Origin of the sequence: Affinundibacterium seohonense (genome assembly GCF_014284305.1) — a bacterium.
Lineage (GTDB): Bacteria > Pseudomonadota > Gammaproteobacteria > Burkholderiales > Burkholderiaceae_D > Undibacterium > Undibacterium seohonense.
The window spans coordinates 60,886-87,653 of the sequence record NZ_JACOFW010000006.1 but is presented as its reverse complement, the minus strand read 5'-3'; the positions used below and the strand labels follow the sequence as shown (position 1 = coordinate 87,653).

Genomic DNA, 26,768 nt, shown 5'->3' with positions numbered 1-26,768 from the left:
CCAACTTTATTGACGTTTTTTCATACTACTTCACACTGCTTACATAAAAATGTCCGCTAAGGATTGCACGCCGATTAATTGTTGATCGGTGTTCGCAGCAATCGACGTCTGAATTTCAAATGCTGGCATTGGCGCGCCTTGAGGCTCAGTAAAACCAAACATCGCGGGCACACTATTACCCAACAAATCGGCAATGCCGGTACCATTAGTTTTCAAGTTCAAATTCAACACCCCAGACCCAACGATTTGGTCGAAATACACCCGATAGGCATTGCCACTTAAGGCGGTGACCGAGCTTAGATGGGCTGTCGTGCCATCAGTCGATGTCAGGAAAAAATCATCGATGCTGACCCCAGTGACAGCCTCACTAAATTTAACGATATAACTACCGGTGGTAACGGTTGGACGTGGTGAGCGCAGTGTTTCAATCGAAGTGATGTAAGGAGCGACATCATCATCAAGGTGGACGGTGAGATTCTTGACTAAACTCAAACCACCAGCATCGCTTACCTGGACTGAAATCTTGTAATCGCGTTCGGTCATGAATGCAGGATTAATCACCTTAAGACTATTGCCAAGGATCGTAAATTTCGCATTGTCGTTCGCAGCATTCGCGGCACCCAAAGTAAAAGTGTGACTATCACTCAGATTATTATCCACTGCCGATAGAACACCCACAGTAGCGTTAGCGCCCTGCGACTGAGCAACGATTGCATTGGATAGCAAGATATTCGTTGGCGTCAGATTGACGGCAGTAGTCATTACTGTCGCACTTTGATTGTTTGCCGTTCCCGCATGTTCATCGCGCACGGCGATGTTGAAGACAGTAGTTTCACTCGCATTGACCGCTAAACGGCTTGGATTCGGCTCAAAAACTAAAGCACGGATCGCGGCTTGCATCGCGCTTGGGGTGACAGCATCGTGTAGATAGGAGACACCACCATCCGTCGTGTAAAAGCCGCTTAGTGCAAGCGAGTTATTAGTAAAGCTTCCTTTGGACGGCGTATCGAGCGAGATGGTGGCTGTTTCCAGCGCGCCGATATCGGGATCGCTGACAGTGATAGTTGCGAATGGCTGTATGCGAGTTTGATTATTGATGGCTTGTCCAGAAATCGCACCGCCAATAGATGGTAGTGTATTCATCGTATCGATGACGAAATTAGCAGAACTGTTGATACCAAGTCCGCTATTGCCAGCCAGGTCAAGAACGCCGGAAGCATCTATGCTGATTTGATTGCTTGAGTCGAATACACCGAATGGCGGGGTGAAAGTCGCAGTCCATGTCTTGCCGCCATCGCTAGAGCTGACCGGTGATAACGAACCAAGTGGTGCGGTGGTGGGCAAGGTGATATCGACATTACTAAAATTGGTGACAGCTTCACTAAAGGTGATCGTGACAAGGGCATTTTCACTAAGTCCGAGCTTAGAGTCGGACAAGGTAATGGAGGCGCTTGGTCGTATTGTATCGATGGCAAAGTTGGGGCTAGTCGAACTACCACTGCCGGCATTGCCTGCTAAGTCGTTGAAGCCAGCATGATTCAATGTGATGCTGTTATTGGTCGCATTGACGTTGCCATTTGCCGTGATCGCTGCCGTCCACGTGAGTCCGCCATTCATGGGGGCAAAGTTCGAAAGACTACCGTTACTGAAGTTGAAATCACTCGCATCAAGATTAACGACCGCTTCGGTGAAATTAATGGTCATCGTTGAGACATCACCAATTTTTAGAGCTGTGTCACTGATCTCGATTGGATTCGCGAGAGTCGGGGCGATACGATCGACTGCAATCGTGCTACCGTTAGTGAAGCCTGTACTAATTGTGTTGCCCTGCATATCGACGATGTTAGTTCCAGAGGATTTCAAATCTAGGCGTAAATTACCATCACCAGCTACGTTGTTGAGGACAACTGTGTAGATATTTCCGGTACCAGCAATGGAGGCGATGCTGGCTGACGCCGTGTTGCTAGCGGTGACAACAAAATCAGTGATATCAACACCAGAGACATTTTCACTAAAGGTAACCGTAAATGAGCAAGAAGCTGCGTTGGTGCTAACTAGGTCTGTAGGCGCAATGCTGCTGACCATCGGCATAACGCGATCAATCGTGTAGATCTGCCCGCTTGTGTAGCCACCCGCTATCGCATTGCCAGCACTATCTGTGATGCCGGTACCTGAACTCTTCAAATCTAATCGCAAAGTGCCTTCGCCGCTCACACTATCTACGCGGACCGTCCAATTCGTGTTGGATCCATAGGTGGCTAGAATGTTGCCGCTCGCCGTTCCTGTACCCGAGAGTATAAAATCGTCCGGAGTCACGCCACCGTAGGCTAGACCTTCCGAGAAAGTGACTGTGAAATCGACTTCGCTTGCATTGGTCGGTGTTGATGAAACGCGATTGATGCTCACCAAACTGGGTGCGATACCATCAACTAGTATTCCCGAGGTACTCCCTACGCTGTTTAAAGTCAGGGCAGCGTTATTGCCCGCGGCATCAGTAATATTGCCACCATTGGCAGCAATGCTTGTGCCTAGCGTAATGCCGTTGGTATCCGTGTTGCCATTCGCGATGGTATAGCGGAAAACTAAATCGGACGAGTTACTTCCACTAAAATAAGTCGCATTGACGGTGCCTCCTGTGTCGAGCGTTACCGGTATTGAAGGAAGGCCAGTGACAATGACGTTCTCATCAAAATTGACCGTGAAATCTAGATCTTGTCCGATCGCATAAGTTGTATTTGCTGGAACACTGACGCTGGAGACCGCAGGTGTTCTAGTATCAAAAGCGAGTGTAGTGCTGCTACCTGCAGCACTACTATTGCCATAGACATCCGTATAGGTTCCAGACATAACGCTGATATTCGCCGATCCTTGATTGGCTCCCGCAGTTGGAGTGAAGTTCGCTGAATAACTACTGCCTGATCCACCGAAGTTACTTAAAATACCTCCAGCAACTGCAACGTCATTCGCAGCAAAACCTACCTGTGCTTCACTAAAATTGAAAGTAATTGTTGCCGTTTCACCAGCCTTGAGTGCGGCGCTACTGCTACCGATAGTGAGAATAGGTAACTTGGTATCTACAACGAAATTGCTACTGTGAGTAATACCGACGCCAGGTGTATTGGTGGAATTATACGTACCCGCCAAGTTGACCGAAATCTGATTGTTAGCGCTTTCAAAATTCGCATTCGGTGTAAAGATAGCGGTGTAAGTGATGTTGTCACTTGTTTGCAAACCTGACAGCACGCCGTTCGCAATATAGATATCTGCGCTGCCAAAGTCGGTGACCGCTTCGGAAAATGTAAATGTTAGACCTTGGGTATCGCCGGCTTTGATCGTAGGTTGTGATAAACCGATACTTACTGTTGCTGGCGTGCTGTAGGGGAAGATCGTACCGAGTGCGCCATCAATGCTACTACCATTGACGCCATTAGCATTCCCCGTCCCAGATGCCGTCCCACCAGAGCCACCTACGCCTTTGTTATCTGTACTTAGTGTCGCGACCGATGCGGAATCCATGAAAAGCGTACCGGTTGACCAGATACCACCGATTCCTTTTCCACCCACGCCGCCGTTGCCCTTGCCCGCATAGTTGGACGCAGCACCGCCACCACCACCGCCGCCAGCGGCAATATTATTTGAGATTGTGCTGTTGGTGATTTTTAAAGTGCCGCTGTTAAAGATGCCACCAACGGCATTTCCACCCGTGCCACCGACATAAATTCCGCCGCTACCGCCGCCACCGCCTCCGATGGACATTGTGCCATTATTGGCCGTCGCACCAGCGCCACCGATTGTATAGGATAAACCGACCAACATGACGGTTGCGCCGCCGCCAGCACCTCCTGTATTACTCCCGCCAAAGCCGCCACGCTGACCACCATTGGTACCAGAGCCGTTGCCACCATGACCGGGACTTGGTGCGGTCGGCATTTCACCAATTCTGTCTTTGCCACCGATGCCGCCCAGACCATCACCAAATCCGCCGCCACCACCACCACCTCCTCCTCGTGGATAGCCACCGCCAGTACCACCGCCACCGGAGGCTTTGTTTGCAGTAATCGTACTGTTGATGATGACGAGTTCGCCAGCGTTGTAGATTCCGCCACCTGCGCCATCAAATCCGGCTCTCCCTGGCCCTTCTAAGTTGTCGGTATTATCGCCACCATTCCCCGCAGCCAAACCATTGGTGATCACCAAGTTTTCTACAGTCGCTTTGGCCCCGCTGGCTACGCTCATTACCCGTGTTAGATTTCCGCCATCAATGGTGACTATGCCTCCCGTATTATTTTTGCTGCCTATGATCGTGAGCGAATGGCCAGAGTCTGCTGCGATGTTAATGGTGTTGTTATTGGCAATAAAGAGAATGTCGCCAGTCAGGGTCAATGTGTCATCAACGCCATTCGAATTAGCGGTTGCCATCGCCACTTGCAAGCTCGCCAGATCGGAAGCAGATAGTGTGGCTGCGAGGTGGTTCCAATCGATGATTTGTTCTGCGTTGATGAAACTTTGCTTGCTATCGATGCTGCCAGTGGATATTTCTAAAATCCAATCGCCGCCGCGTTCAGCGGTGCCGGTATCGTTTGTTGAGGCCGCGATATCTGCATCGGTAGCGAGTGCTAGCGCTTGAATGAAATTTTGTCCCTTAATGCTCGCTGCAATATTGCAGCCGTACAGTAATAGGTCGCCGCTTGCGTTTAGTGCACCACTGATGACGTCTAATTCACTTTGATAGGTAGCCAGATTCGCTGCATGTAAAGCCGTATTCCCCAACAGAAGTACACCATCATCGCCGTGCGAGATAATCGATATCGAGTCGAGGTTTTGATAATCTTTTAATGCCGCTGCAATTTGTTGCAGACCATCTTGCGTTTTGTCGAGGATGACTACGGTGGTGCCAACTGGGACCGCAGCAAGCAATTGTTCGAAATCTGGAAGCCGGCTATCAATAAATACGATCGCATTTGCCCGCGAGTGCGGTTGTACTGGTAAGAGTAGCTCACTTGTTGCAGTTGATACTTGCCTACCTTCTTGTGTAAGTTCTGATGTTCTGGTGAAGTCTGTGGAAAATGGATTAAACGGTGGTACGTGCAGCATGGTCATAGGAATCTTTTCACTTAAAACAAATGGAATACGAAGCGGGTAGTTTTGCAGACATCTTGTTGGCAATAAATTGGTAGCACAAGTGAGCTTTCATTCACTAATGCAGCTTTCTTAGAATAAATTTTTTACCTTCAATGTACGTTGTTGAATGAGTAGACAGAACTTAAATTGAAAAAATTTTACAAGATCAAATAGTGAGCAACTATGCTGTCTTTGAGCTGGGATTGTCTATAGTCTAATAAGACTAGCGATGGGTGTCATACGCTTATTTACAGGCATAGCTTGAAACGGCTTTGAGTCAAACCGAATTTAGTGACAGTGAAAAGAGGTTGGTATGAAGATATCTGAAGTTTTCTATCGCATTTATTGCTTTGTCTGAGTCAGCATTAATGAGAGCTGCGCATATAGTTGCGAAGGGGATACAGGTTTATGCAGTAATGGGAGTGCAGATGTACTTGCTTCACGTAAGCGAACTGGTGCGGTATCGCCGGTCACTAAAATGGCAGGAATGTCGGCGTTGCAGAGCGTTCGCACCGCTTGAATTACCTCAGTTCCTTTGCGATGATCGCGTAAACGGTAATCACTGATAATCAGGTCAGGAGCATTCAGTTCAGCAAGCGTGGTAGCCTCGTCAAGCGACGCAGCAAGATCGCAATTACAACCCCACTCATTCAATAGAGATGCCATCGCTTGGCATACGATGGTGTCATCATCGACGACTAGAATCCGCGCTTTGAGCGCGTGTGTGACGAATTGTGGCGTATTTTTTTCATCTTCAAGCACTGTCACGGAAGTCAGCGGTAATCGAATTTTAAATACACTACCACTGCCGGGGCGTGATGCTAGTTGTAATTTCAGACCTAGTATGTTGATCATCTTTTGAACAATCGAGAGCCCCAAGCCTAGGCCTTTTTGACGATCACGCTCGCTGTTTCCTAATTGTTGGAACTCTTTAAAAATATCTTCGAATGATGATTTGTCGATACCGATCCCGCTGTCCCATACCTCGAGACTGACTTCGGACTCTCTCTTTCTTGCCACAATTAGTACGCCACCTTTTGACGTGTAGCGAATCGCATTGCTGACCAGATTTCTGATCATCATTTCTACCAATGCCGGATCAGAATTGATCACATAATGCGTTTCCGGTGAACGATAAACTAAGCCCTTTATATAGGCTTGCTGTGCCAGTTCATTTTCGATTTTACTCAATAAATTTTGCAAGCGAAACGGACGTATTTGAGTCTCCACAACGCCAGCTTCGATGCGTGAGTAGTCGAGTAAGGTATGCAGCATTTCTGTCGTTGCATTTGCAGCTGCACAGATGCTTTGTACAAGCTCGCGTTGAGATTCAGATAGTTTGGTTGACTGTAAGACTTCGAGAAACAAACCTTGCGCATGAATCGGTTGTCGTAAATCATGGCTGGCTGCGGCTAAGAAATGTGATTTCTCGGCGTTAGCGCGTTCAGCGGCAGCTTGTGCTTGTTCAGCATTTTTCTTTGCTAAATTTAACTGTTCAATCAAATCCAAATTTTCAAAGCGCAATTGTATTGATGCACGCGCAGTTCTCGACGTATTGTAGGCCTGACCCATCAGGGTAATCGCATACATTCCGACTGCGATGCCGATAGCCCAATATGCAGGATCGTTGAGTGTAATAACGGCATACACCATAGAGCCGAGTTCAAACAAAAGAAAGAGTGCAAATGCCGGCAAAACCGGCGATAAAATTGACATCGAGTTCGCAGCAATTCCAGCCAATACTGCCAATATCAACACACTTCCTGCCGTTGTCGCGGATTGCAAAGCTAGCCAAGCCAGCGCACCCCACACGGCGCCATCAATTGCATGCAATATCATCAGACGCTTTTGTACGCTGACGACCTGATCTGGTTTGATACCGTGTTGGATAAAACGCTTTGCATCATAAACATCGATTAACTTCGATAAGGTGACGGCGATGCACCAGATGCTGAGTCCAACGACATTGTGTTCATTTTTTAACGTGAAGAACAACACAAGAGCAACTAATATCCCCGGCAGCATAGAGCTACCCAGGTTGCGCATTAATAGTAATTGGAGTTCTATGCGGATATTTTTTTCAACAGGGTCATAAGCATTTAGCATCTATGCGACCAATCCCATGCGACGTGCGGTAAACGCGGCTTCAGCACGATTTGACGCATTTAATGCTGCAAGCAATACTTGAACGTGACAACGCACAGTGTTTTCAGATAATTCGAGTTGGCGGGCGATCATTTTATTAGAATGCCCTTTGCAAACTAGATCCAATACTTCGTACTGTCTTGGTGTCAGTAAATTTTTGTTGCTCGTTGATCTTGACTCAAATTCTTTTGGCGTCTTTGTGAATTCTATCCCGGGATCGTCTAGCGCTTTGATAATGATTTGTAAAATGGCATCGGCAGAGCTGGTTTTTGGTATGAAATATCTCGCGCCTTTTTCTTGCGCCAGACGTAAAGTCTCTAAAGAGTTATCTGCCGAAATGACAACGATGGGTGTTTCAGGCCATTTTTGTTTTAGTAGTATTGCGCCATCCAATCCGTTCAAACCTTGTAATTTAATATCCAATAAAATCAGATGTAGCAACGGATTTGGTAGGCGCATGGCGTCTTCAAGCGAATTGGACTCTACTATGTCGACGTTCGCTAAACTATTGCAAATTAATGTCTTTAGTCCGCTGCGAAATAAACTATGGTCGTCAATCAGTAGAATGCTCTTGTTTGCCATGTAATTTAATTTATCGAATCAAAACAAAGGTGGTGGGCAAAATTGTAGTCGATTAATTGGTTGCATAGAGCGACATTATTTCTTATTGACGGTCGGTGTTAAGTTGGATGTTGTCGTTTGTGTGCTTTGAACCAAATTGGATAGAAAAATAAATAGAAACCCGTCAGGCTAAGCCAGAGTAGAGATAGACCCGTCATGCTCATCACGAAGAGTTTTGTGAACTCTCCAAACACAGCGAAGCTGTGAATATCAGACCACAGCTGGTCGCCACGCAATCCGACATTGAGAACGGCTCCGGTAATCGCATCGATTTGGATTTCTCGAGGAGAGCTCCAATTATCTTTTGCTTCTAGTCGCACTTTGTACATGCGCTTGTTTGGGCGTAACTCTATGCGGTTAATATCAGTCATTTGTCGAGCTTCGGGAAGTCGTAGCGCAAGAATAATGTTAACGACTTTTGATGCGGAAATCACCGCGTTGATTTCGCCTGCGACCCCGCTTTTGTTACTTGGCTGAAGATATTCGAGGTGTGATTTAAATGCGATAAAACCGCCGCTAATTGAAATAGTGACTGCAAATAGGACCAAGAGAATTCCCGACCATTTATGTATTTTGCGAGAAAATTTTGCAAATTTTAGTGACGCAGCAGTTTTTTTTTGCACACGATAGTCTTGAGCGACATCATAATTTTGAGCGGGAGGAAGCATGCTTTTGTTTGTGGTATATAAAAGTAACCGACTTCGAGTTGGCGGTTTCAGTATTGTGGTTTTGACTCAATGCATTCAACCATTGCTACGTCAAATTAAATTTAATTTACCACATCAGACTCATCGATACTTTAAAAGTTCCTGTGACTGAGTGCCAAAGGATATCAGGCCTATTTTTGAGAATACCTTACGGTTTGGCAAATCTTTTTCAATACCGAATGCTGACTTGAGTATTTTTGCTTTGGCGTTATCTTTTGCCAGCGCGCTAAGATGCGGTCAAATGCTTGACGGCATCTTAGCGGCCGCTATTTACATCCAGAAAGATTCTTGTTGTTGAATACCGATTAAATTTGCAGTGCTAGTAACCGACGGCTCTTCCGGTGGGTTTGATTGATTCGGAAGAGAGATACCAACCTCTGTTACAGGCATCCAAGAAATGGGGAGGTTGTTGCCGTAGAGGTCGGCAATGCCGGTACCACTAGTTTTTAAGTTCAAATTCAACACCCCAGCCCCAACGATTTGGTCGAAATACACCCGATACGCATTGCCAGTTAAGGCGGTGACCGAGCTTAGGTGGGCTGTCGTGCCATCAGTCGATGTCAGGAAGAAATCATCGATGCTGACACCAGTGACGCTTTCATTGAATTTCACGATATAGCTGCCAGTCGTGATGGTTGGGCGTGGTGAACGCAGGGTTTCAATGGAAGTAATGCTCGGTCCGATATCATCATCAAGGTTGATCGTGAGCTGTTTGAAGTAGCTTAAACCATTCGCATCGGTTGCTTGCACTGTCACAAAATAAGCTCTTTCAGTCATCGCAGCGGGGTTCAGCACTTTCAAAGCATTACCAACCACAGCGAATTTCGTATTATCGTTGGAGGCGTTCGCCGCACCCAACGTGAACGTATGGGTATCACCGATATTACGGTCAGTTGCTGAGAGCAAGCCAACGATGGCGTTAGCACCTTCCGATTGAGATACATTGGCATCGGAAATCAAGATGTCAGTTGGCGCAGAATTGACATTGCTGATGGTGAGCGTGGTATTGGCATCGACAGCGACTGCCAAATACTGATCTTTGACTTCGATCGTGAAGGTAGCAACATCGCTCGTGCCCACCGACAAACGTGTCGGATTAGGCTCGAACACCAAGGCACGAATAGCCGCTTGTATCACAGTCGGCGAAGCCGGCGTGTGTTGATAAGTGCTACCGCCATCAACGGTGACGAAACCGCTTAGTGCCAGTGAATTGGCGGTAAAGCTACCTTTGATCGAATTGTCCAAGCCAATCGACGCCATCACCAGCGCGCCAATATCAGGATCAGTCACGGTAACGCTACTAAATGGCAAGATACGATTAGAGTCTGTTGTACTCAAGCTCGGTGTGATACCACCCAAGCTTGGAGCGATGTTGACGGTATTGATCGTAAAATTCGGCGAATTGACCACCGCTACACCAGGATTGCCTACCGCATCAATCACACCGGCTGTATTTAAGCTAATGAGGTTGCTGGTGTCCAATAAGCCAAATGGCGGCGTGTAAGTGGCAGTCCAAGTCAAACCACCATCACTAGAACTCACAGGCGAGAGCGTGCCCATCGGTGCGGTGACAGGTAAAGTCAAATCGGCATTCGTAAAACCTGTGACTGGCTCGGTAAAGGTGAAAGTGACTAGCGCCGTATCGATTACGCCAAGATCGATGTCAGACATGGTGATCGTAGCGGTTGGGCGCATGGTATCAATGGCGTAATTGAGGCTGGTTGAAGTACCTGTGCCGGTATTGCTATTCAGATCGGTATAGCCAGTGTTAGCGAGAGTGATGGTATTGGTGGCATTGTTGATATTCGTGTTGGGTGTCAGTGTTGCGGTCCAAGTGATGCCCCCATCGCTGCTAATCAGGTTGGAAAGAACGCCATTCGGGACAGTGAAGTCTGCTGTCGTTAGGCCAGTGACCGCTTCGGAAAACGCCAATGACATGACGGCTGTCTCGCCGATGGTAAGCAGGTTGTCAGAGAAGCTGATATTGCCAAAAACAGTCGGGCGCAGTGTGTCGATTGCATAATTGCCCGAAGTCGCCGTGCCTGTTCCTGCATTGCCAGTTAGATCGTTAATACCAGTGTAGTTGAGCGTCAAGTTATTGATCGTATCCGTGATACCGGCACTTGGGGTCAAGCTGGCGGTCCAAGTTAGGCCACCGTTAGCCGTGCTTAATGATGACACGCTAGCGTTCTCTGCGGTCACATCAGCGGTCGTGAAGTTCATCACTGCCTCAGTAAACGTGAAGGTGACAGTCGCCGTATCACCGACTCTTAACGCGGTGTCAGAAATTGTGATTGCGCTCGCCAATACTGGTCTGACCGTATCAACCGCATAGTTCGGGGAAGTGGTCGTTCCAGCACCTGTATTGCCAGCCAAATCGGTGATGCCAGTGTAGTCCAGCGTCAGTACATTTGTTGTGCTGGTGGTGGCGACATTCGGTGTGAGTGTTGCACTCCACGTAATCCCACCATCGGCTGTGCTTAATCCCGATAGCACGCCATTCGGCGTACTCAGATCAGCGGTTGTAAAACCTGTCACTGCTTCATTGAACGTAAAGCTTACGGTCGAGGTTTCGCTTATCGCCAAAATGGTATCGCTGAACGTTATGGCGGAGGCGAGGAGAGGACGCTGCGTGTCTACAGCGTAATTAGGACTAGAATAGGAACCGAGACCTGCATTTCCACGCAGGTCAGTAATGGTCGTCAGATCCAAGCTCACCACATTGGAGGCGTCGGTCACATCCGCACTTGGTGTTAAGGTCGCAGTCCAAGTGATACCGCCGTCTCCACTGATCAGATTCGAGATCGAGCCATTAGGTATCGACAGATCGGCACTGGTCAGATTGGTGACTGCTTCGGTAAAGGCGAAACTAACGGTCGAGGTATCACCGATTTTTAAGGCATTATCTGAGACCGTGACAGAGCCAACTAAGGCAGGGCGTGCGGTATCGATGACGAAGCTACCGAAGTTACCGATACCGACGCCGACATTGCCTGCGGTATCGGTCACGTTGGCATAGTTGACATGGACAAAGCTTGCTAAGTTGGTGGTAGAGGCATTGGGTGTGACTGTGAAATTCCATGTGGTGCCGCCATCCGGTGTTGAGAGGGCAGAAGGAACCGCGTTGTCGACGGTGATATCACCAATGGTCAATCCTGATACTGCTTCAGTGAAATTGAGACTGAGGATGGCGGTCTCACCTACTGTTAAACTTGCGTCAGTGAGGGCGATGTCAATGACACTCGGACGAAGCGTATCAATCGCATAGTTAGAACTCGTGCTGGTACCGGTACCAGCATTTCCGGCTAAATCGGTCAAGCCAGCTAAAGCGACGCTGATTACATTGCTGCTGTCTTCGATATCCGCACTAGGCGTGAAAGTCGCTGTCCAAGTCGTACCGCCGTCACCAGATGACACGGGGCCTAAAGCGCCGTTAGGGAAGGTAACATCCGCATTTGTGAAATTCGTCACGGCTTCCGAGAAGGTGAAAGTCACGGTCGCGGTGTCCCCGATTTTTAAAGCGGTGTCACTGACGCCGATGGAGACGGTCGGGCGTAACGTCTCGATGAGGTAATTGTTTGAATCAGTGCTTCCACTACCTGCGTTGCCTGCCAGATCCGTGATCCCAGAATTATTGAGTGTAATTTTGTTGACGGCGTCTTGCAGATCGACTGTCGGCGTTAAGTTTGCCGTCCATGTAATGCCACCGTCACTAGATGACACGGCACTTAAACTGCCATTGTCAATGCTCAGATCGGTGTTACTGAAATCTGTGACTGCTTCGTTAAAGGTGATCGTGACTAAAGACGTTTCACCGGCAAGTAAAGTGGTGTCGGCGACGACAATGGTGGCGGTTGGTTGTGCGGTATCGATTGCATAATTATTCGAAGTCGAGGAACCAGTGCCAGTATTGCCAACGGCGTTAGCGTAACCAGCATTGGTGACGGTGATGACATTTGATGAGTCATTCACACTTGCATCTGGTGTTAATGTCGCGGTCCAAGTGATACCGCCATCGCTAGTGCTAACTGGCGACAAAGTCCCGTTGGCAATCGTTAAATCGGCATTCGTAAAACCAGTGACCGCTTCAGAGAAAGTAAAGGTCACCGTGGAGGTTTCGCCGATTTTCAAAGCTGTATCGGTCACTGCCACAGTGACCGTTGGACGTACGGTTTGCACCGCATAATTATTCGAATCGGTGGTTCCTGTGCCAGCATTCCCAGCGAGGTCATTGAGTGTGGTGTTGTCGAGCGTGATCAGGTTACTTGCATCGGCAATAGCTGTGCTCGGCGTGAGAGTAGCGGTCCAAGTGATACCGCCATCACCGCTAGCAACCGCAGATAACGAACCATTGGCGATGGTGAGATCGGCGTTGCTGAAGTTGCTGACAGCTTCGTTAAAAGTGATTGTGACTAATGACGTTTCACCCGCTAAGAGCGTGGTGTCGGTAACCACGACGGTGGCATTTGGTCGTACCGTGTCAATGCTGTAATTATTGGAATCGGTGGTGCCTGTTCCTGGATTGCCATCCGCGACGCTGGTATATCCACTATTGGTAATGGTTATGACATTGCTGGTATCGGCAACACTCACATTTGGCGTAAAGGTCGCGGTCCAAGTGACACCACCATTACTAGTACTAACTGGCGTTAAGCTGCCATTGACGATGCTTAAATCGGCATTGCTAAAACCAGTAACCGCTTCTGAGAACGTAAAAGTAACGAGCGAGGTGTCACCGATGATGAGTGAGGTATCGCTAAATGTCGCGGTGACAGTCGGGCCAGCTGTCGCGACCACATAGTTGGCCGAGCTGCTATCGCCATTACCAGCATTGCCGGCAGTATCGTTCACACCGACCTTATTCACTGTGATCACGTTTGTTGCATCATCGAGTAAAGGTGTAGGGGTAAAAGTGGCCGTAAAAGTAATATTGTCGGAAGTCGACAAGGCGCCTAAAGTGCCACCACCAATCACAGTAATATCACCGCTGGTAAAGCCCGTGACCGCTTCTGTGAATGTGAAGGTGACCGTGGTGGTTTCACCGGTCGTTAGATTGCTATCCGCTAGCGTGATGGCAACATCCGGGCGTTGCGTATCGATTGCGAAATTGCCCGAATTGGTGCTGCCAACACCGGCGTTGGCGGCGGCATCGGTGACGCCTGCCATATTGACGGTGAAAAGATTGCTGGCATCTTGTATTCCAGCAGTTGGGGTAAATGTCGCCGTGTAAGTGACACCACCATCGCTACTGCTCACGGCGCTTATGGTTCCATTCGGAATGCTAGTGATGTCGGTATTGGTAAAACCAGTGACCGCTTCTGAGAAAGTAAATGTGACAGTTGGCGTCTCGCCCAAAATAACGGAGGAATCGGCAATGGCGATTGACACTGTCGGTGGCGTTACATCGGGAGCTAATAAGACTCGGCCTTCGATACCGTAGTTATTCGGACCATCGGAAGACGCATCGGTCCAGACGGTGGCAAACGCATCGGCGGCGAGTGCTGTCACTTTCGGATTGAATTGGTTGCCCGCACTAAATTCATTGATCTGGAATTCAGTCGCATCAACAGCGGTGCCTGTCGAGGTAAAGCGGCGACCAAAAATACCGCCACCATCATTGTCATCGTTTGGTGAAGTCCATGTGATCACGAATCCGCCACCTGACAAAGCATCGATACTGGTGCCAGACTTATCGATACCTGCACCGCCGTTGACATTCGCTTGGGTTACAGCACCTTGGGCTGCACCTGCGTTGTCGAAGCGTTGGAAAAAGATGTTTTTACCGGTGGTTGGACTTTCCCATGTAACGACAAAGCCGCCGCCAGTCAGGCCAGTGACTTGTGGATTCCATGCATTATCGTTGTTATCTAAGATGATTACAGTCGACGGCGCGGTACTCACGACCGCTTTGAGTGCGCCTATCGTATAGTCATACCAAGTGACGACGTAGGCACCATTTGATAATGCTGTAATGTTAGAGTAGTCATGGCTTTCGCCCGTCGCCGTGATGGTAAGTTCCACCCCGTTCTTGGAACCGTCGGCTGCATTGAATTTTTGCGCGTGCACTTCACTGCTGGTGTAGCCTGCGTTGTAGGTAGTCCACGAAATGATGAAAGAACCATCACTCAAGGTGCTGATGGACGGCGTGAATTGATCATTTGCTGTGGCCGTATTGGCGATCAATTCGCTGCCGACCGTGCCGTTTGCAGCTACCAAGCGATAAGCGATGTCAAAACCAGTTTCCGTATTGTAGGCCACGGCGAAGCGACCATTATCGAGGGCGGTGACGACAGGAAAATTTTCGTCAACGTCATTGTTTAAGGTCGTGATGGCGAATTCACTTCCTTGCGGTGTTCCAGTTGCGTCATAGATACGGGCGTAAATACCATTCTTGCCCAAAGTCTCGGTACCTTGACCATCCGATTGCCAAACCACCACAAAATTGCCATTGCTCAAGGTGGTCACACTAGAATAGTCTTGCGAGTTGGTGGCCGCGGTGCTGATATTCAGATCGGAACCAAAATTGGCGAGATCTTGGGTTTGACCAGAAACAATATTGAAATTGAAGGTCTGGGGAACGCCTTGACCACCAATCGGATTGCCGCTACCGTCGGTTTGTAAACCATCATAGTAACGTAGGGTCACACTGACCGGTGTGCCTGCCGCAGGCATCGTCCCGCTGCCAATTGTTAAGTTAGCTGTATTGCCCAATGCGGTATTTGATGTGATCGAAAACAGATTGGCATTGGTTTGACTGTCGATGGCCCAATAGCCGCCTGTAGTGCTGCCTGTATCGACGGGAGTCAAGGTCGAGATCGCAGCGCCTTGCGCGAACGTGCTTAGAATGTTGGTACTGGAAATCGTTAAGTTTTGTGTGATATTCGTTGGTGCTAGATCGGGAATAATTTGCACGCTATCCGTCACCACGGTTGTTTCGCCTGAGGTTAACCAGCCTATCGCCACTGTGTCGGCCGTGGATGAGTTGCCAGGGAGTAAATCGAGGAATCGCCACACGGTATTCGCATTGTTGACACGTGCTGTCTGATAGTCGTATTGAAGTGCTGCCGCGCTTGCGGTGTAGTTAGTCCATGCGCCACCACTCACACTGTATTGGAAAATGCCGCGGGTGAGTATCCAGTCTGTTGTGGGGGCACTAAAGTCAATATTGGAAAATCCGATACTGGTGATCGGGGCACTTTGATTGAGATCGGACCACACTTTTCCAACGCCGAAGGTCCAGGTGTTACTAGTGCCGCCTGGACGAACATAAATATTCTTGATGCCACTGCCACCATTAAAGGTCGATGGCGTTGCCAACAAATCCGCATAATTGGAGAAGTCATACTGCGGAGCATTAATGATGCCTGTTTGGTACTCCAAAGCCCAATCACCACCGAGTCGTGTCGGGCCAGTGGAATTGGTCGAGGCGGCAATATCGGCTTGGGTTGCTAGCGCTAGTGCATCGATCAGCGCGGCACCATCGGAGTCTTTGGCAATATTGCAGCCATATAACAAAATATCCGCATCAGCAGTCAATGCCGCGCCGATTGCTTTGAGCGCTGGATTCTGTTCGGCTAGATTTTGGGCAGTTAATTTCAAAGACCCTAAGCCAATCGAGGCAGCAGTGCTATGCGACAAAATATGGATCGCTTGTACGTCGGTCTGACCTTCCAGGGCAAGAGCGATTTGGCGCAAGCCATTTTGATTTGAATTCAGAAAGGCAATTTTTGCATCGGCAGGGATATTGCTCAATAGGCTTTGCCAATCTGGCAGATTGGTGTCGACAAATACGTAAGTCTTTGCAGCCGTTGGTGCTGGCGCTGTGATGGAGGCAATTTCTTGATCAACTGTGTTGTCGCCATTGATCGATAGTGCGAGTTGGTAAAGGCTGAATTTCATTATGTTGATCCTGTCTCTAAAAGTTAATCTCGTCCTGCCGCCAAAATTGAGGCCAAGTTGATCATGAAAGCAATCGATGTGTTGTTGGTCTTTATGCTGACCAGGCAAACTACAGAAAAATGTTTGAGGGGGACTTCAAAAGTCACTTTTTGATAAGACTAAATCACACAAAATTAGTTCGGTCAAGTAAAAAAACACGATCAAAAAAAGATGTAAAAACATATTTTTTTGATCGTGTTTTTTGTTGTGTTGAGTTTTTGTAAAACTCCCATGGGCCGGAGGTATCCGGCACATGGGAAATTCACTTACATTACCAAGAAATCTTGAAAATGTTGGATACCAATTAAGGACGCATTGCTCGTTGCGGTTTCATTTGCTGCGATATTGCTGATGCTAATGGACGGGCTCTGCTGTTCAGCGAACTTCGACATCGACGGTAAGCTGTTGCCAAACAAATCAGCGATACCAGTGCCATTTGTTTTTAAGTTCAAATTCAAACTACCAGTCCCAACAATCTGATCGATATACACGCGGTAGGCGTTACCAGTCAGTGCCGTGATTGAACTCAAATGCGCCGTGGTCCCATTGCTCGATGTGAGGAAGAAATCATCAATGCTGACACCGGTCACGTTCTCATTAAACTTGACGATATAGCTGCCAGTTGTAATGGTTGGGCGTGGTGAACGCAGGGTTTCAATCGAGGTGATGTAAGGCGCAATATCATCATCCAAGCTGATCGTGAGTTGTTTGAAAAAACTCAAACCACTGGTATCCGTTGCTTGTACCGTGACGTAATAGTCTTTTTCTGTCATTGAGGCAGGATTGATGACTTTCAAGCTGTTGCCAACAATGGTGAACTTCGCATTGTCGTTAGACGCGTTGACAGCACCTAAGCTGAAGACATGGGAATCTCCAAGATTACTGTCAACTGCAGAAAGCAAGCCCACAGTCGCATTCGCACCGTCTGATTGTGAAACTGACGAATCCGATATCAAAATATTGCTTGGTGCTACATTGACCGCGCTGGTGATAATTGATGTTGTGTTGTTGCTTGCGGTTCCCAAATGTTCATCCCGAACCACGATATTGAAGACGGTGGTTTCCGTCGTATTCACTGCCAAACGCGTTGGGTTTGGTTCGAAAACTAAAGCGCGAATGGCAGCTTGCATCGCGGCGGGCGTGACGGCATCATGTAGATAACTTAAGCCGCCATTGTTGGTGTAGAAACCGCTCAGTGCTAATGAGTTTGGTGTGAAACTTCCCTTAGCCGCATCATCGAGTGAGATTGTCGCTGTCTCCATCGCGCCTGGGTCTGGATCGCTGACAGTGATGTTGGCAAACGGCAAAATACGAGCCAAGTTGCTAGTGACTTGTGCAGCAACAGCGCCACCGATACTTGGTACGGTATTGACCGTGTCAATGATGAAATTCGCTGAACTGTTGATACCTAAGCCAACATTCCCCGCTAGATCACTGACACCCGCAGTATCAACACTGATTAGATTACTCCCATCAAAGATGCCAAATGGTGGCGTGAATGTTGCAGTCCATGTTTTACCGCCATCGTTTGAGACGACAGGACTTAGAGAACCAAGCGGTGATGTCACGGGTAAGCTGATGTCGGCGTTAGTGAAACCAGAGACCGGCTCGTTGAACGTGATGGTGACGACTGCAGTGTCACTCAAACCTAAATTGCTATCCGATAACGTAATCGTTGCACTTGGACGCAATGTGTCAATCGCTAAGGTCGGGCTAATCGACGTGCCACTTCCGACATTGCCAGCCAAGTCATTAAAGCCAGCATGATTGAGTGTGATGGTGTTGCTGGCGGCATTCACGTTCGCATTCGGGGTCAATGTTGCGGTCCAGATGGTGCCGCCATTGCTGGATATAAAGTTGTTGAGGCTACCATTGCTGACGGTGAAATCACTCGCGTCCAGATTGACGACCGCTTCGGTGAAGCTGATTGTCATCGTCGACGTTTCACCAATTTTCAGCGCGGAATCTGAAAAACTCATGTTGGAGGAAACACCTGGACGGACAGTATCAATGCTGTAGTTCCCGCTCGTTGCACCTCCTACACCTGCGTTGCCAGCCAAGTCGTTGATGGTGGCAAGGTTGAGTGTGAGGTTGTTGAGGCTATCGGTGATACTTGCTAGGGCGGTTAAATTGGCAGTCCATGTGATACCACCGTCAGAACTAACTGGGTTAGACAGTGTTGCATTTTCTGTTGTGACATCCGCCGATGTGAAATTGGTGACTGCCTCACTAAACACAAAACCAACAACAGCAGTGTCACCAATTTTTAAAGCCGTATCCGAAATTGTCATGCCACTAGCCAATGTCGGCTGGACAGTATCGACCGCATAGCTGGGTGAAGTCGCTGTACCAGTGCCGGTATTCCCCGCCAGATCTGTGATGCCGGAGTAATCGAGCGTGAGTGCATTGCTTGTGCTGGTGGTGCTCGCGTTCGGCGTCAATGTCGCGCTCCAGGTGATGCCGCTGTCGCTCGTGCTTAAGTTAGATAAGACGCCATTTGGACTTGCAATGTCTGCAATCGTGAAACCGGTAATCGCTTCATTGAAAATGAAGCTAACAGTCGCACTATCGCCAATTTTGAGTGCATTGTCGGAGACCGTGATAGCTGACGCCAAAACAGGACGGACGGTGTCGACTTGATAGTTCGCACTGTTTGCTGTGCCACTGCCCGCATTGCCGGCCAAATCCGCGATGCCAGCCATGTTTAAGCTAATAATATTGACGCTATCGGTGATGCTATTTGTTGGTGTTAAGGTCGCAGTCCAGATCGAGCCGCCATTGGACGTTGTTAAGTTGCTGATGGTGCCATTTTCAACGGTGAGATCATCCGTGGTCAATCCTGAGATTGCCTCGGAAAAAGTGAAGGTGACGGTCGAGGTGTCACCAATTTTTAAGGCGCTGTCAGAGATCGCAATCGGGACAGCCAATGTCGGTGCGATGCGATCGACCGTGATCACCGTGCCGCTGGTGTAGCCTGTGCTAATAGTGTTGCCAAAGGTGTCAGTGATTGCTGTGCCTGAAGACTTAAGATCGAGGCGCAGACTGCCGTCACCAGCGATCGTATCAACCGTCACAGTGTAAACATTTCCACTACCAGAAATTGACGCGACATTGGCTGTTGCGGTGTTGGTGCCACTAACCACAAAATCGCCAATGTCAACACCGGTGACACTTTCACTAAAAGTCACTGTGTAAGAACTTGACGCCCCGTTAGTCGTTGCCGCGCCCGCAGGCACAATGCTACTGACAATTGGCGCAACACGATCGACAGTATAAGCTTGGCCGGCTGTGTAGCCTGACGCAATCGCATTGGTGACGCCGTCGATAATCCCTGTGGCAGAGCTGTTCAAATCTAAACGCAATGTGCCTGCGCCAGTCACACCATTGACAGTGACTGTGTAAGTGCTACCACTGCCAGTAACGGCAGACACCGTGCCATTCGCACTACCGGTTTTACTCAACACAAAATCACTGGTATCGAGACTACTAATACTCTCGCTGAACACAACATCAAACGTGAGGCTGCTGGCGTTGGTATTGTCGCTCTGCGCACGCGTGATGGTATTGACGACAGGCGCTGTACGGTCGAAAGTATAAATTTGACCAGCGGTAAATCCGCCTGCAATCGGATTGCCGAGCGCATCGACGATGCCAGTCCCACTACCTTTCAAATCAAGGCGCAGGGTACCTTCACCCGCCAAACCATTGACGGTCACGGTGTAGCTTGTGCCACTACCCGAAACCGCGGCGATATTGCCGGTGATGTTGTCAGTCGGTGTCAAACTAAAGTCAGACGTGCCTACTCCACTGACGCTTTCAGCGAAGGTGACGGTGAAATTAACGCTAGTGGCATTGCTTGGCGTGCTGCCAGTACGCACAATACTGCTGACACTAGGAGCTAAAGTATCGCCAGTTAGTGTCGGATTGATGGTGCTAGCAAGATTTGGCTCCGCAGTGTTATTGGTAAACATATTGGCGGCGATACTGACACTGCCAGAGACGCTTTGTGTTGCTGCGGTTGGCGTAAACGTGGCTGTGTATATTTTGTCGTTGCCGCCGTCGACTGTCAGATTGCTGATGCTACCACCGCTGACGCTGATATCGCTTTCGGTAAAACCTATCGGAGTTTGACTGAACGTGAATGTGATGCTAGCGGTATCTCCGGCTTTAAGCGGACCAGCATTCGAACTGATAGCGACGGTCGGATTGGTGAGGACGCTCAGCGTCACACTAGCCGCGGTCGAGCTGTCGGTGCCGTCGTTGACGATGACATTTACTACGCGGTCACCTTGGACGCCAGTCGCATCGAAGTTTAGATTCTGTAACAACGTTGAAACGCGTGCTGGTGTCGCCTGCGCATTGAAGTTGACGATCAGGTTGTCGCTGCCAGCGCCTGTTCCGCCGTTGGCGATGGTGCCGATGACTTGGCCATCAATCGTAATGGAACTGCCAGCGAGCATATTGTTAGATAGGGTCACACCAGAACCTGTGCGTATCGCCAATACGTCACCGCTTTGTCGCCCAGATCCAAAAGAGACTCTTAGGCTACCAAGGTTGAAGTTAGCGGTATCGGCATCCGTCACGCTGGCCGCTGTGCCGATGTCGATTAAGACGGCTGATGAAATCGCTGGAATCGATTGGTTGTCTGCAGCAGATAAGCCAGTAATCATCGGGAGATCATTGACCGATGTGGCCGTCACAACTGTTGCCGTGTTAGCACGACCATCACGGGCGCCATCACTTGGCGTGATGGTGAATCTGGTTTGTACTGTATTGGTGAGTGGTACTTGATTTGCTGTTGGAACAAAAACCAAAGCACGTAGTTCGCTATTTAATGTGTCGAGCGAAGCGGTAGTTGTCTCCAGAACATAATTGCCCGGAACGCCGCTCAATCCGCTGCCAGTGAAGCTACCATTGGCAGCGTCGTAAGTAATCATAACTTTACCAACAACAGAATCGATATCGGAGATTGTCAGATTGGCGAACGGTGTGATTGTGGCATTGTCATTGACTGTACCAGTGTCAGTGAAGTCGCCGTTGAGTGTAGGTGGATAGTCGGCGGGTACCGTGAAGGTATTGTAAGAAACGACCGACACTGCGCCACTTGTGACTAAGCCAGTGGCATTGGTTACGGCGTTAGTGATCCAGCCACTCGTGACTTGGCCATTGAATGCGACTTCCGGTGTATTGGCAATTTTGCTGGCATCGGCGATCACTTGACTCGTTGAGCCTGCGGCAGGATTAAAGCCATCGATCACATAACCGAGTTTAGCGGTGTCAGTCGCACCGCCAACCGCCAGATAGTCACCAGACAAAGACAGTTGAACCGAATTTAAATTGGCTACAGAGATGACGTTCGGGATCGGGGTATTGAAACTGCCATCGGTGTTCAACACTTGTGTCCAATAACTGCTACTGGTATTGCCGACGCCTGACACCACATCATTGCCGAATAAATCAAAACCGCCTCCGAACATTGGCGCGATCACCGCGGCGGTTTGGTAGTAAGCAGTATCAAATATGCCGACTTTGGTGTTCGCCGGGTTCCATAAAATGACTTGACTGTGCGTGAACACATCATTCGCGCTGATGGGTACCGCGATATTGCCGAAAGAATCGATGGCGGCATTTTGCACCACAGGGATCGTGGTCGCGAATGTCTCCGAAATGGTCGCACCACTCGCAACACCTGACGCATTGTAGCGCTGATAACTGACGGTTACCGCGTTGCTATTGAGGGCAGTATCATTCACGGTCCAGAGTAGGACAAATCCACCATCGCTGCTGGCTAAAACTTTAGCGGATGGATTGATGGAACTCGTGTAAGTCGCCGGTGCCGTGATGGATAGCGACGTACCTGTGTTGTTATACATCTGTACGCCATAGCCATCATCGGAATAGGACGAGACAACAAAACCACCATTTTTTAGCGCAACAATAGAAGCCGCGTCCTTGGTTTGGACACTATTGCCATTATTGGTGACGCCAGCATTATTGTTGATGACGTTGGCGACTGTGCCGGACAGACTGATTTCGGACAGCGTGCCTGCGCTAGTGATTAAGGAAGCCTTCAGGTAGTCCAAATTAGCTGTGCCAAAATAATCGGCATGATTATTGGCCTGCAGAACGACACGCGTGCCATTACTTAATTCTGTGGCTCCCAAGATCGCCATGGGAACGACACCAGCCGGGCTGTTAATGTAGTCATTGCCTGTCGCAATCGCGATCTCTTCGCTCGCTGTAACGAGCCCAGCGAACACTTGTTCATATTGGCTCAATTGTGAGGCGATCGATTGCAGTGCTTCGTTCATGCCAGAGTGATGGCTGATGAACTGACCGTCTTGATTGGCAACGGCTTCCAAAGTCCAATCGCCTCCTAAGGCAATCGCGCCCGTGGTATTTGACGATGCCGCGACAGTGACACCGCTCAGGCTTGCCAATTGACTGATGAAAGCTAGTCCAATTTCACCTTGCGCCAGATCGCAACCATAGACCAACATCATGCCATCTTCAACCAAAGCACTGCCGATTCGCTGCAAGTTGGATTGTGCTTGTGCCGTCGTGATCGTACTTGCGTTCAGATAACTAGACCCCAATTGCAGACTGCCGGGACTGGCATGTGAAAACAAATGCAGTGCTGAGATCTCAGGAAATTGTCCGACGGCGGCAGCGATCGCTGCTAGACCGTCAGTACGCCCATCAATCAACACCACTTGCATGGTGAGTGAAAGCGCTGCGACAATTTGTTCATAGCCTTGTAGGCGAGTGTCAATGACAGCGATTTGCACGCCAATTGTCGAAGATGTTTCTGGTGTCGCGTAAGAGTCTAGTTTCATTTTCTAACCATGATGAGAGCACTACAATGTTTTGATCGGACGGCGAGCTGGCAGCCGTGTGAATCCGTGATCAGCTTATTTCAGAGGGCGTTTCGTTGCGACTTTCATGTGCATACCACCGAAAGCACTATTTCCAGGTAAGGAAAATAGATGCAAGTCGCCATCCACCACGCCAGTACCAGAGGCATTTTTTTCAATCCGGCGTTCTAGCTCGACTGTATTGGTCGCGGTGCTGATGCTAATGTTGTATTGAACATTGCTGAGGTCGAGTTCCTGAGGGTTTTGGATAATTTTCGTCAGGCTAAACCCCACAAAATTACTCGGCGTTGTATTGTTTGTGTCGCCAAATGCAAACACATATTGAATATCTTTGCTGCCGGTAAACCGGATAGAACAATCTTGACCCGAGATATTCACTGGATACACCACGCCCGCCGTCAAAGGCGCACCCGCACCTGGCAAAAAGGCGGGATCAAGGACGCCGTCATAGGTACCTTGCATCGCACTAAATAGGTCTTTGACTGTGCCACTGCAGACAAAACCTGGCGTCGATTGCACAGCTGTTGTACTTGAGCCAGATGAGCTACTGCCGCCACATGCACTGAGTGCCAAAAGCGCCAAAGGTGCTAAGTGCAGCACTGAAACTTTAAAATTAAAACGAGCCATACTTACGCACCATTCTTAAAAATATCGAAACTGAAGCGATCTAGGGATCGCATCAAACGGATAAGGTCACAGTTGCCGTTAATTACGTGAAGGGAAAATACCTAGCATCGCAATGGCAAAGTTCAACGTTAAATACGGTTGTATATTGTTATGCGGTTGGTTACCGCCGGTCGGCAGTGCTGTACTTGCGTGCATGGTACCGGTTGCTCCACTCATTGGCGCATACAAAGGAGCGCCTTTTGCGCCAACTGCTAGCGTAGTGTTATTCGCTGGATTGCTTGCCGTACCAGGGCCGTTGATGGCGGCCATAGAGTGAGTGTGATTTGGCATTTGGTTTGCGGTTAAGGTCACGGTTTCTGTTCCGCCTGTTTGTCCCAGAGCGTAGTCAGACAGACCCGGTCCCTGACCCGCGTGCATCACTGCCCGGCCTTGTAAATTTGGTAAAGCAAAGGTCGTTTGGCCGTTGCCTCCATAGGTGGTGCCAAGAAGGGAAAAAAGCGCAGTGTTTTGTGCTATTGAGGTTATTTGTCCGTGGCAATATGCCCAACCACGTGGGGCAAAGTTAAAGGCAAATGCACGGATTTCTGCAATAAAAGGTTCTGACATGATTGGGCCTTAATTTCGACTCGGGAAAATTCCCTCTAAGCAAATAATGAAGTTGATTGCCAAGTAGGGCATGAGATTGTCGTGCGCTTGACTTCCGCCCGCAGCCGTCATCACCGCATTGTTCATAGCAACTGTTGGTCCGCCTGTTGCGTAAGCCTTGATCGCACCGCCAGCAAAGCGGTTGCCGATCGGCGTGGTATGCGTGGCATTGCCGTTCGGGGCCGAAGCCGTTGCCGCTAAAGTACCAAAAGCATGGCTATGCGCGGGTAGCTGAGTCGAATTTAAGGTCACCATCTCCTGACCACCCTCCGAACCAAGCGGATAATTGGAATCCCTATGCAGGGGTATTCTTCCGCGCAGATCTGGCAGGGCGTACGTTGTCTGTCCATCACCCCCGTAGGTCGTGCCTATCAACGCGAATAAAGTAGTATATTCTGCAATGGAAAGTAGTTGGCCATTGCAAAACATCCAACTGCGCGGCGCAAAATTGCCAGCAAACATTCGGATCTCACCAATAAATGGGTCAGCCATTTTCTATACCTATTAGTTACGTGAAGGAAAAATGCCCTGCAGGGCAATGCAAATATTTAAAGCTAAATAAGGCTGCATGTTTTGATGCGCTAGCGAATTGCCGGCATTACTGGTAATGGGCGCGCCACTAGTCACCGCTTCATATACGCTGCCGGGTGTGCCATCCGAGAACATCGGGGTTGCTGATTGACCCACGCTAGCATTTGCTGGACTAATCAGGTTTGCGCGTTTGTTAGAGGCATTGACCAGATGTTGATGGCTTGGGATTTCGTTGGTGTTTAACGTGTGTGTTGCTGTACCACCCGCCTGAGCTAGTTGGTAAGTGCTGCCAGAGTTGCTCCCGAAATGAATTGGTGTGCGTCCCTGTAAATTTGGTAAGGCAAAAGTTGTCGTTCCATTGCCACCATAGTAAGTTCCCAATAAAGAAAATAGCGCGGTGTTCTGCTGAATCGACATGATTTGTCCATTGCAATGTGCCCAGTATTTCGGTGGGAAATCGAAACCAAAAATTCGGGTCTCTCCGATAAATGCTTCTGACATAGTATCTCCTTAAAATGCGGTCGAGCTGACCTTGTCAGCTAACTTGGTTTGGTTCGATGCCTGAGCAGGCTTCGTATTTGCACTTTGCCTGACGATGAAAATGTACACTTCACGATTCTCGACTTCATCGAAGCCTAGACGGGCATATAAACGGCGTGCCGGATTGTTATGTTCTACATGGGCACTCAGGCTAAGTTGTTTAGCGTCTGCTTCTGCGATTAATTGTTGTAGCAAAAAAGTGCCTATGCCACGATTGCAGTAGGCAGGCAAAATATTGATATCAATAATACGCATATCCTCAGCACCACGGTCGACATATAGACGGCCAATCACAGTAGAATCTAGCAACACACAATCGTACTGCGCTTGTCCATAGTAGGCTTGATAATGACTATGTTGGGCATCAAATTGTGAAGCCAAAAACTGCAACTTCTGCTCATCATTGAAAGGAAAAAAAGTCATTTCCTCTGCGCGTGATGCATAGTAAATTTCGCGTAACACAGGCATGTCCGTTTCAGCAATCGGACGCAGCGAAATCGAATTGAGAGTGTTCGTCATCGTTGATCTCAAAAGATTTAACCGAAAACCACTTCATAGCGCGACTTACCCGCCTCAGCTTGTCCTATCTTTGTCATCATGACTTTCATGCCGCCAATTTGAGGATGTCGTAGATCATAGATGTCAGCATGTAAATTTAAGTCTTGCGGTGCTACAAACACCAAACTAAAGGGCTCACTGCGAACATGGCTTGGACGTGCATCATCACGGACTACATACGATGTGGCTTTGAACAATTGCATACGCACTTGTTGCTTCCCTGCACCGACTGAAAATTGTTGTCCCAGCAAATGAGTGAAATCTTGCAAGCTAAATTCACGTAAGCATAGATGGTCAGTGTGACTGAAATCAGTGACGCAACTTGGCAACACCTCGTGCTCAAGTAGGGCTGTCGCTAAGGACGTAGACGCGGTCACTGAGGTGAGCGCTAGTGCACCGCCATACAAAAGAAAACTACGACGCGCCAGATTCTGCTTGTTTGGCATCTTAAGACTCCATT

The 26,768-nt window shown here is 48.8% G+C and carries 12 protein-coding genes; all 12 read right to left on the bottom strand.

Features of this window, described 5'->3' with window-relative positions; translation table 11 throughout:
- Window positions 1-39: 39 nt before the first annotated feature.
- The gene (locus H8K52_RS07445) at window positions 40-5,100 is read right to left on the bottom strand and encodes an Ig-like domain-containing protein (RefSeq protein WP_186922269.1); all 5,061 of its coding nucleotides are present in this window, start codon (window positions 5,098-5,100) and stop codon (window positions 40-42) included.
- Window positions 5,101-5,463: 363 nt separating this feature from the next.
- Window positions 5,464-7,227 (bottom strand): ATP-binding response regulator, encoded by a 1,764-nt coding sequence (locus tag H8K52_RS07440; protein ID WP_186922268.1) that lies wholly within the window; start codon window positions 7,225-7,227, stop codon window positions 5,464-5,466.
- Window positions 7,228-7,848: a response regulator gene (locus tag H8K52_RS07435; protein WP_186922267.1), complete on the bottom strand. Its 621-nt coding sequence runs from the start codon at window positions 7,846-7,848 to the stop codon at window positions 7,228-7,230. It abuts the gene before it with no gap.
- A gap of 98 nt (window positions 7,849-7,946) precedes the next feature.
- Window positions 7,947-8,555, bottom strand: a complete 609-nt coding sequence (locus tag H8K52_RS07430) for a PepSY-associated TM helix domain-containing protein (protein WP_281387938.1) — start codon at window positions 8,553-8,555, stop codon at window positions 7,947-7,949.
- A 309-nt stretch (window positions 8,556-8,864) separates the two neighbouring features.
- Window positions 8,865-16,493 carry an Ig-like domain-containing protein gene (locus tag H8K52_RS07425; protein ID WP_186922265.1) on the bottom strand — a complete coding sequence of 2,543 codons (7,629 nt, stop codon included), beginning with the start codon at window positions 16,491-16,493 and terminating at the stop codon, window positions 8,865-8,867.
- 305 nt (window positions 16,494-16,798) lie between these two features.
- Window positions 16,799-23,368 (bottom strand): Ig-like domain-containing protein, encoded by a 6,570-nt coding sequence (locus H8K52_RS07420; protein WP_186922264.1) that lies wholly within the window; start codon window positions 23,366-23,368, stop codon window positions 16,799-16,801.
- A gap of 75 nt (window positions 23,369-23,443) precedes the next feature.
- Window positions 23,444-24,034 carry a hypothetical protein gene (locus H8K52_RS07415; protein WP_186922263.1) on the bottom strand — a complete coding sequence of 197 codons (591 nt, stop codon included), beginning with the start codon at window positions 24,032-24,034 and terminating at the stop codon, window positions 23,444-23,446.
- Window positions 24,035-24,112: 78 nt separating this feature from the next.
- Window positions 24,113-24,640, bottom strand: coding sequence for a phage tail protein (locus H8K52_RS07410; RefSeq protein ID WP_186922262.1), 528 nt, complete (start codon window positions 24,638-24,640; stop codon window positions 24,113-24,115).
- Window positions 24,641-24,649: 9 nt separating this feature from the next.
- Window positions 24,650-25,171, bottom strand: a complete 522-nt coding sequence (locus tag H8K52_RS07405; protein WP_186922261.1) for a phage tail protein — start codon at window positions 25,169-25,171, stop codon at window positions 24,650-24,652.
- A gap of 12 nt (window positions 25,172-25,183) precedes the next feature.
- Entirely contained in the window at window positions 25,184-25,711 is a 528-nt protein-coding gene (locus H8K52_RS07400; RefSeq protein ID WP_186922260.1) for a phage tail protein, read from the bottom strand.
- A gap of 9 nt (window positions 25,712-25,720) precedes the next feature.
- Complete coding sequence (locus H8K52_RS07395; RefSeq protein WP_186922259.1) at window positions 25,721-26,269, bottom strand: GNAT family N-acetyltransferase; 549 nt, start codon at window positions 26,267-26,269, stop codon at window positions 25,721-25,723.
- Window positions 26,270-26,286: 17 nt separating this feature from the next.
- Window positions 26,287-26,754, bottom strand: coding sequence for a DUF6916 family protein (locus H8K52_RS07390; RefSeq protein WP_186922258.1), 468 nt, complete (start codon window positions 26,752-26,754; stop codon window positions 26,287-26,289).
- Window positions 26,755-26,768: the final 14 nt, after the last annotated feature.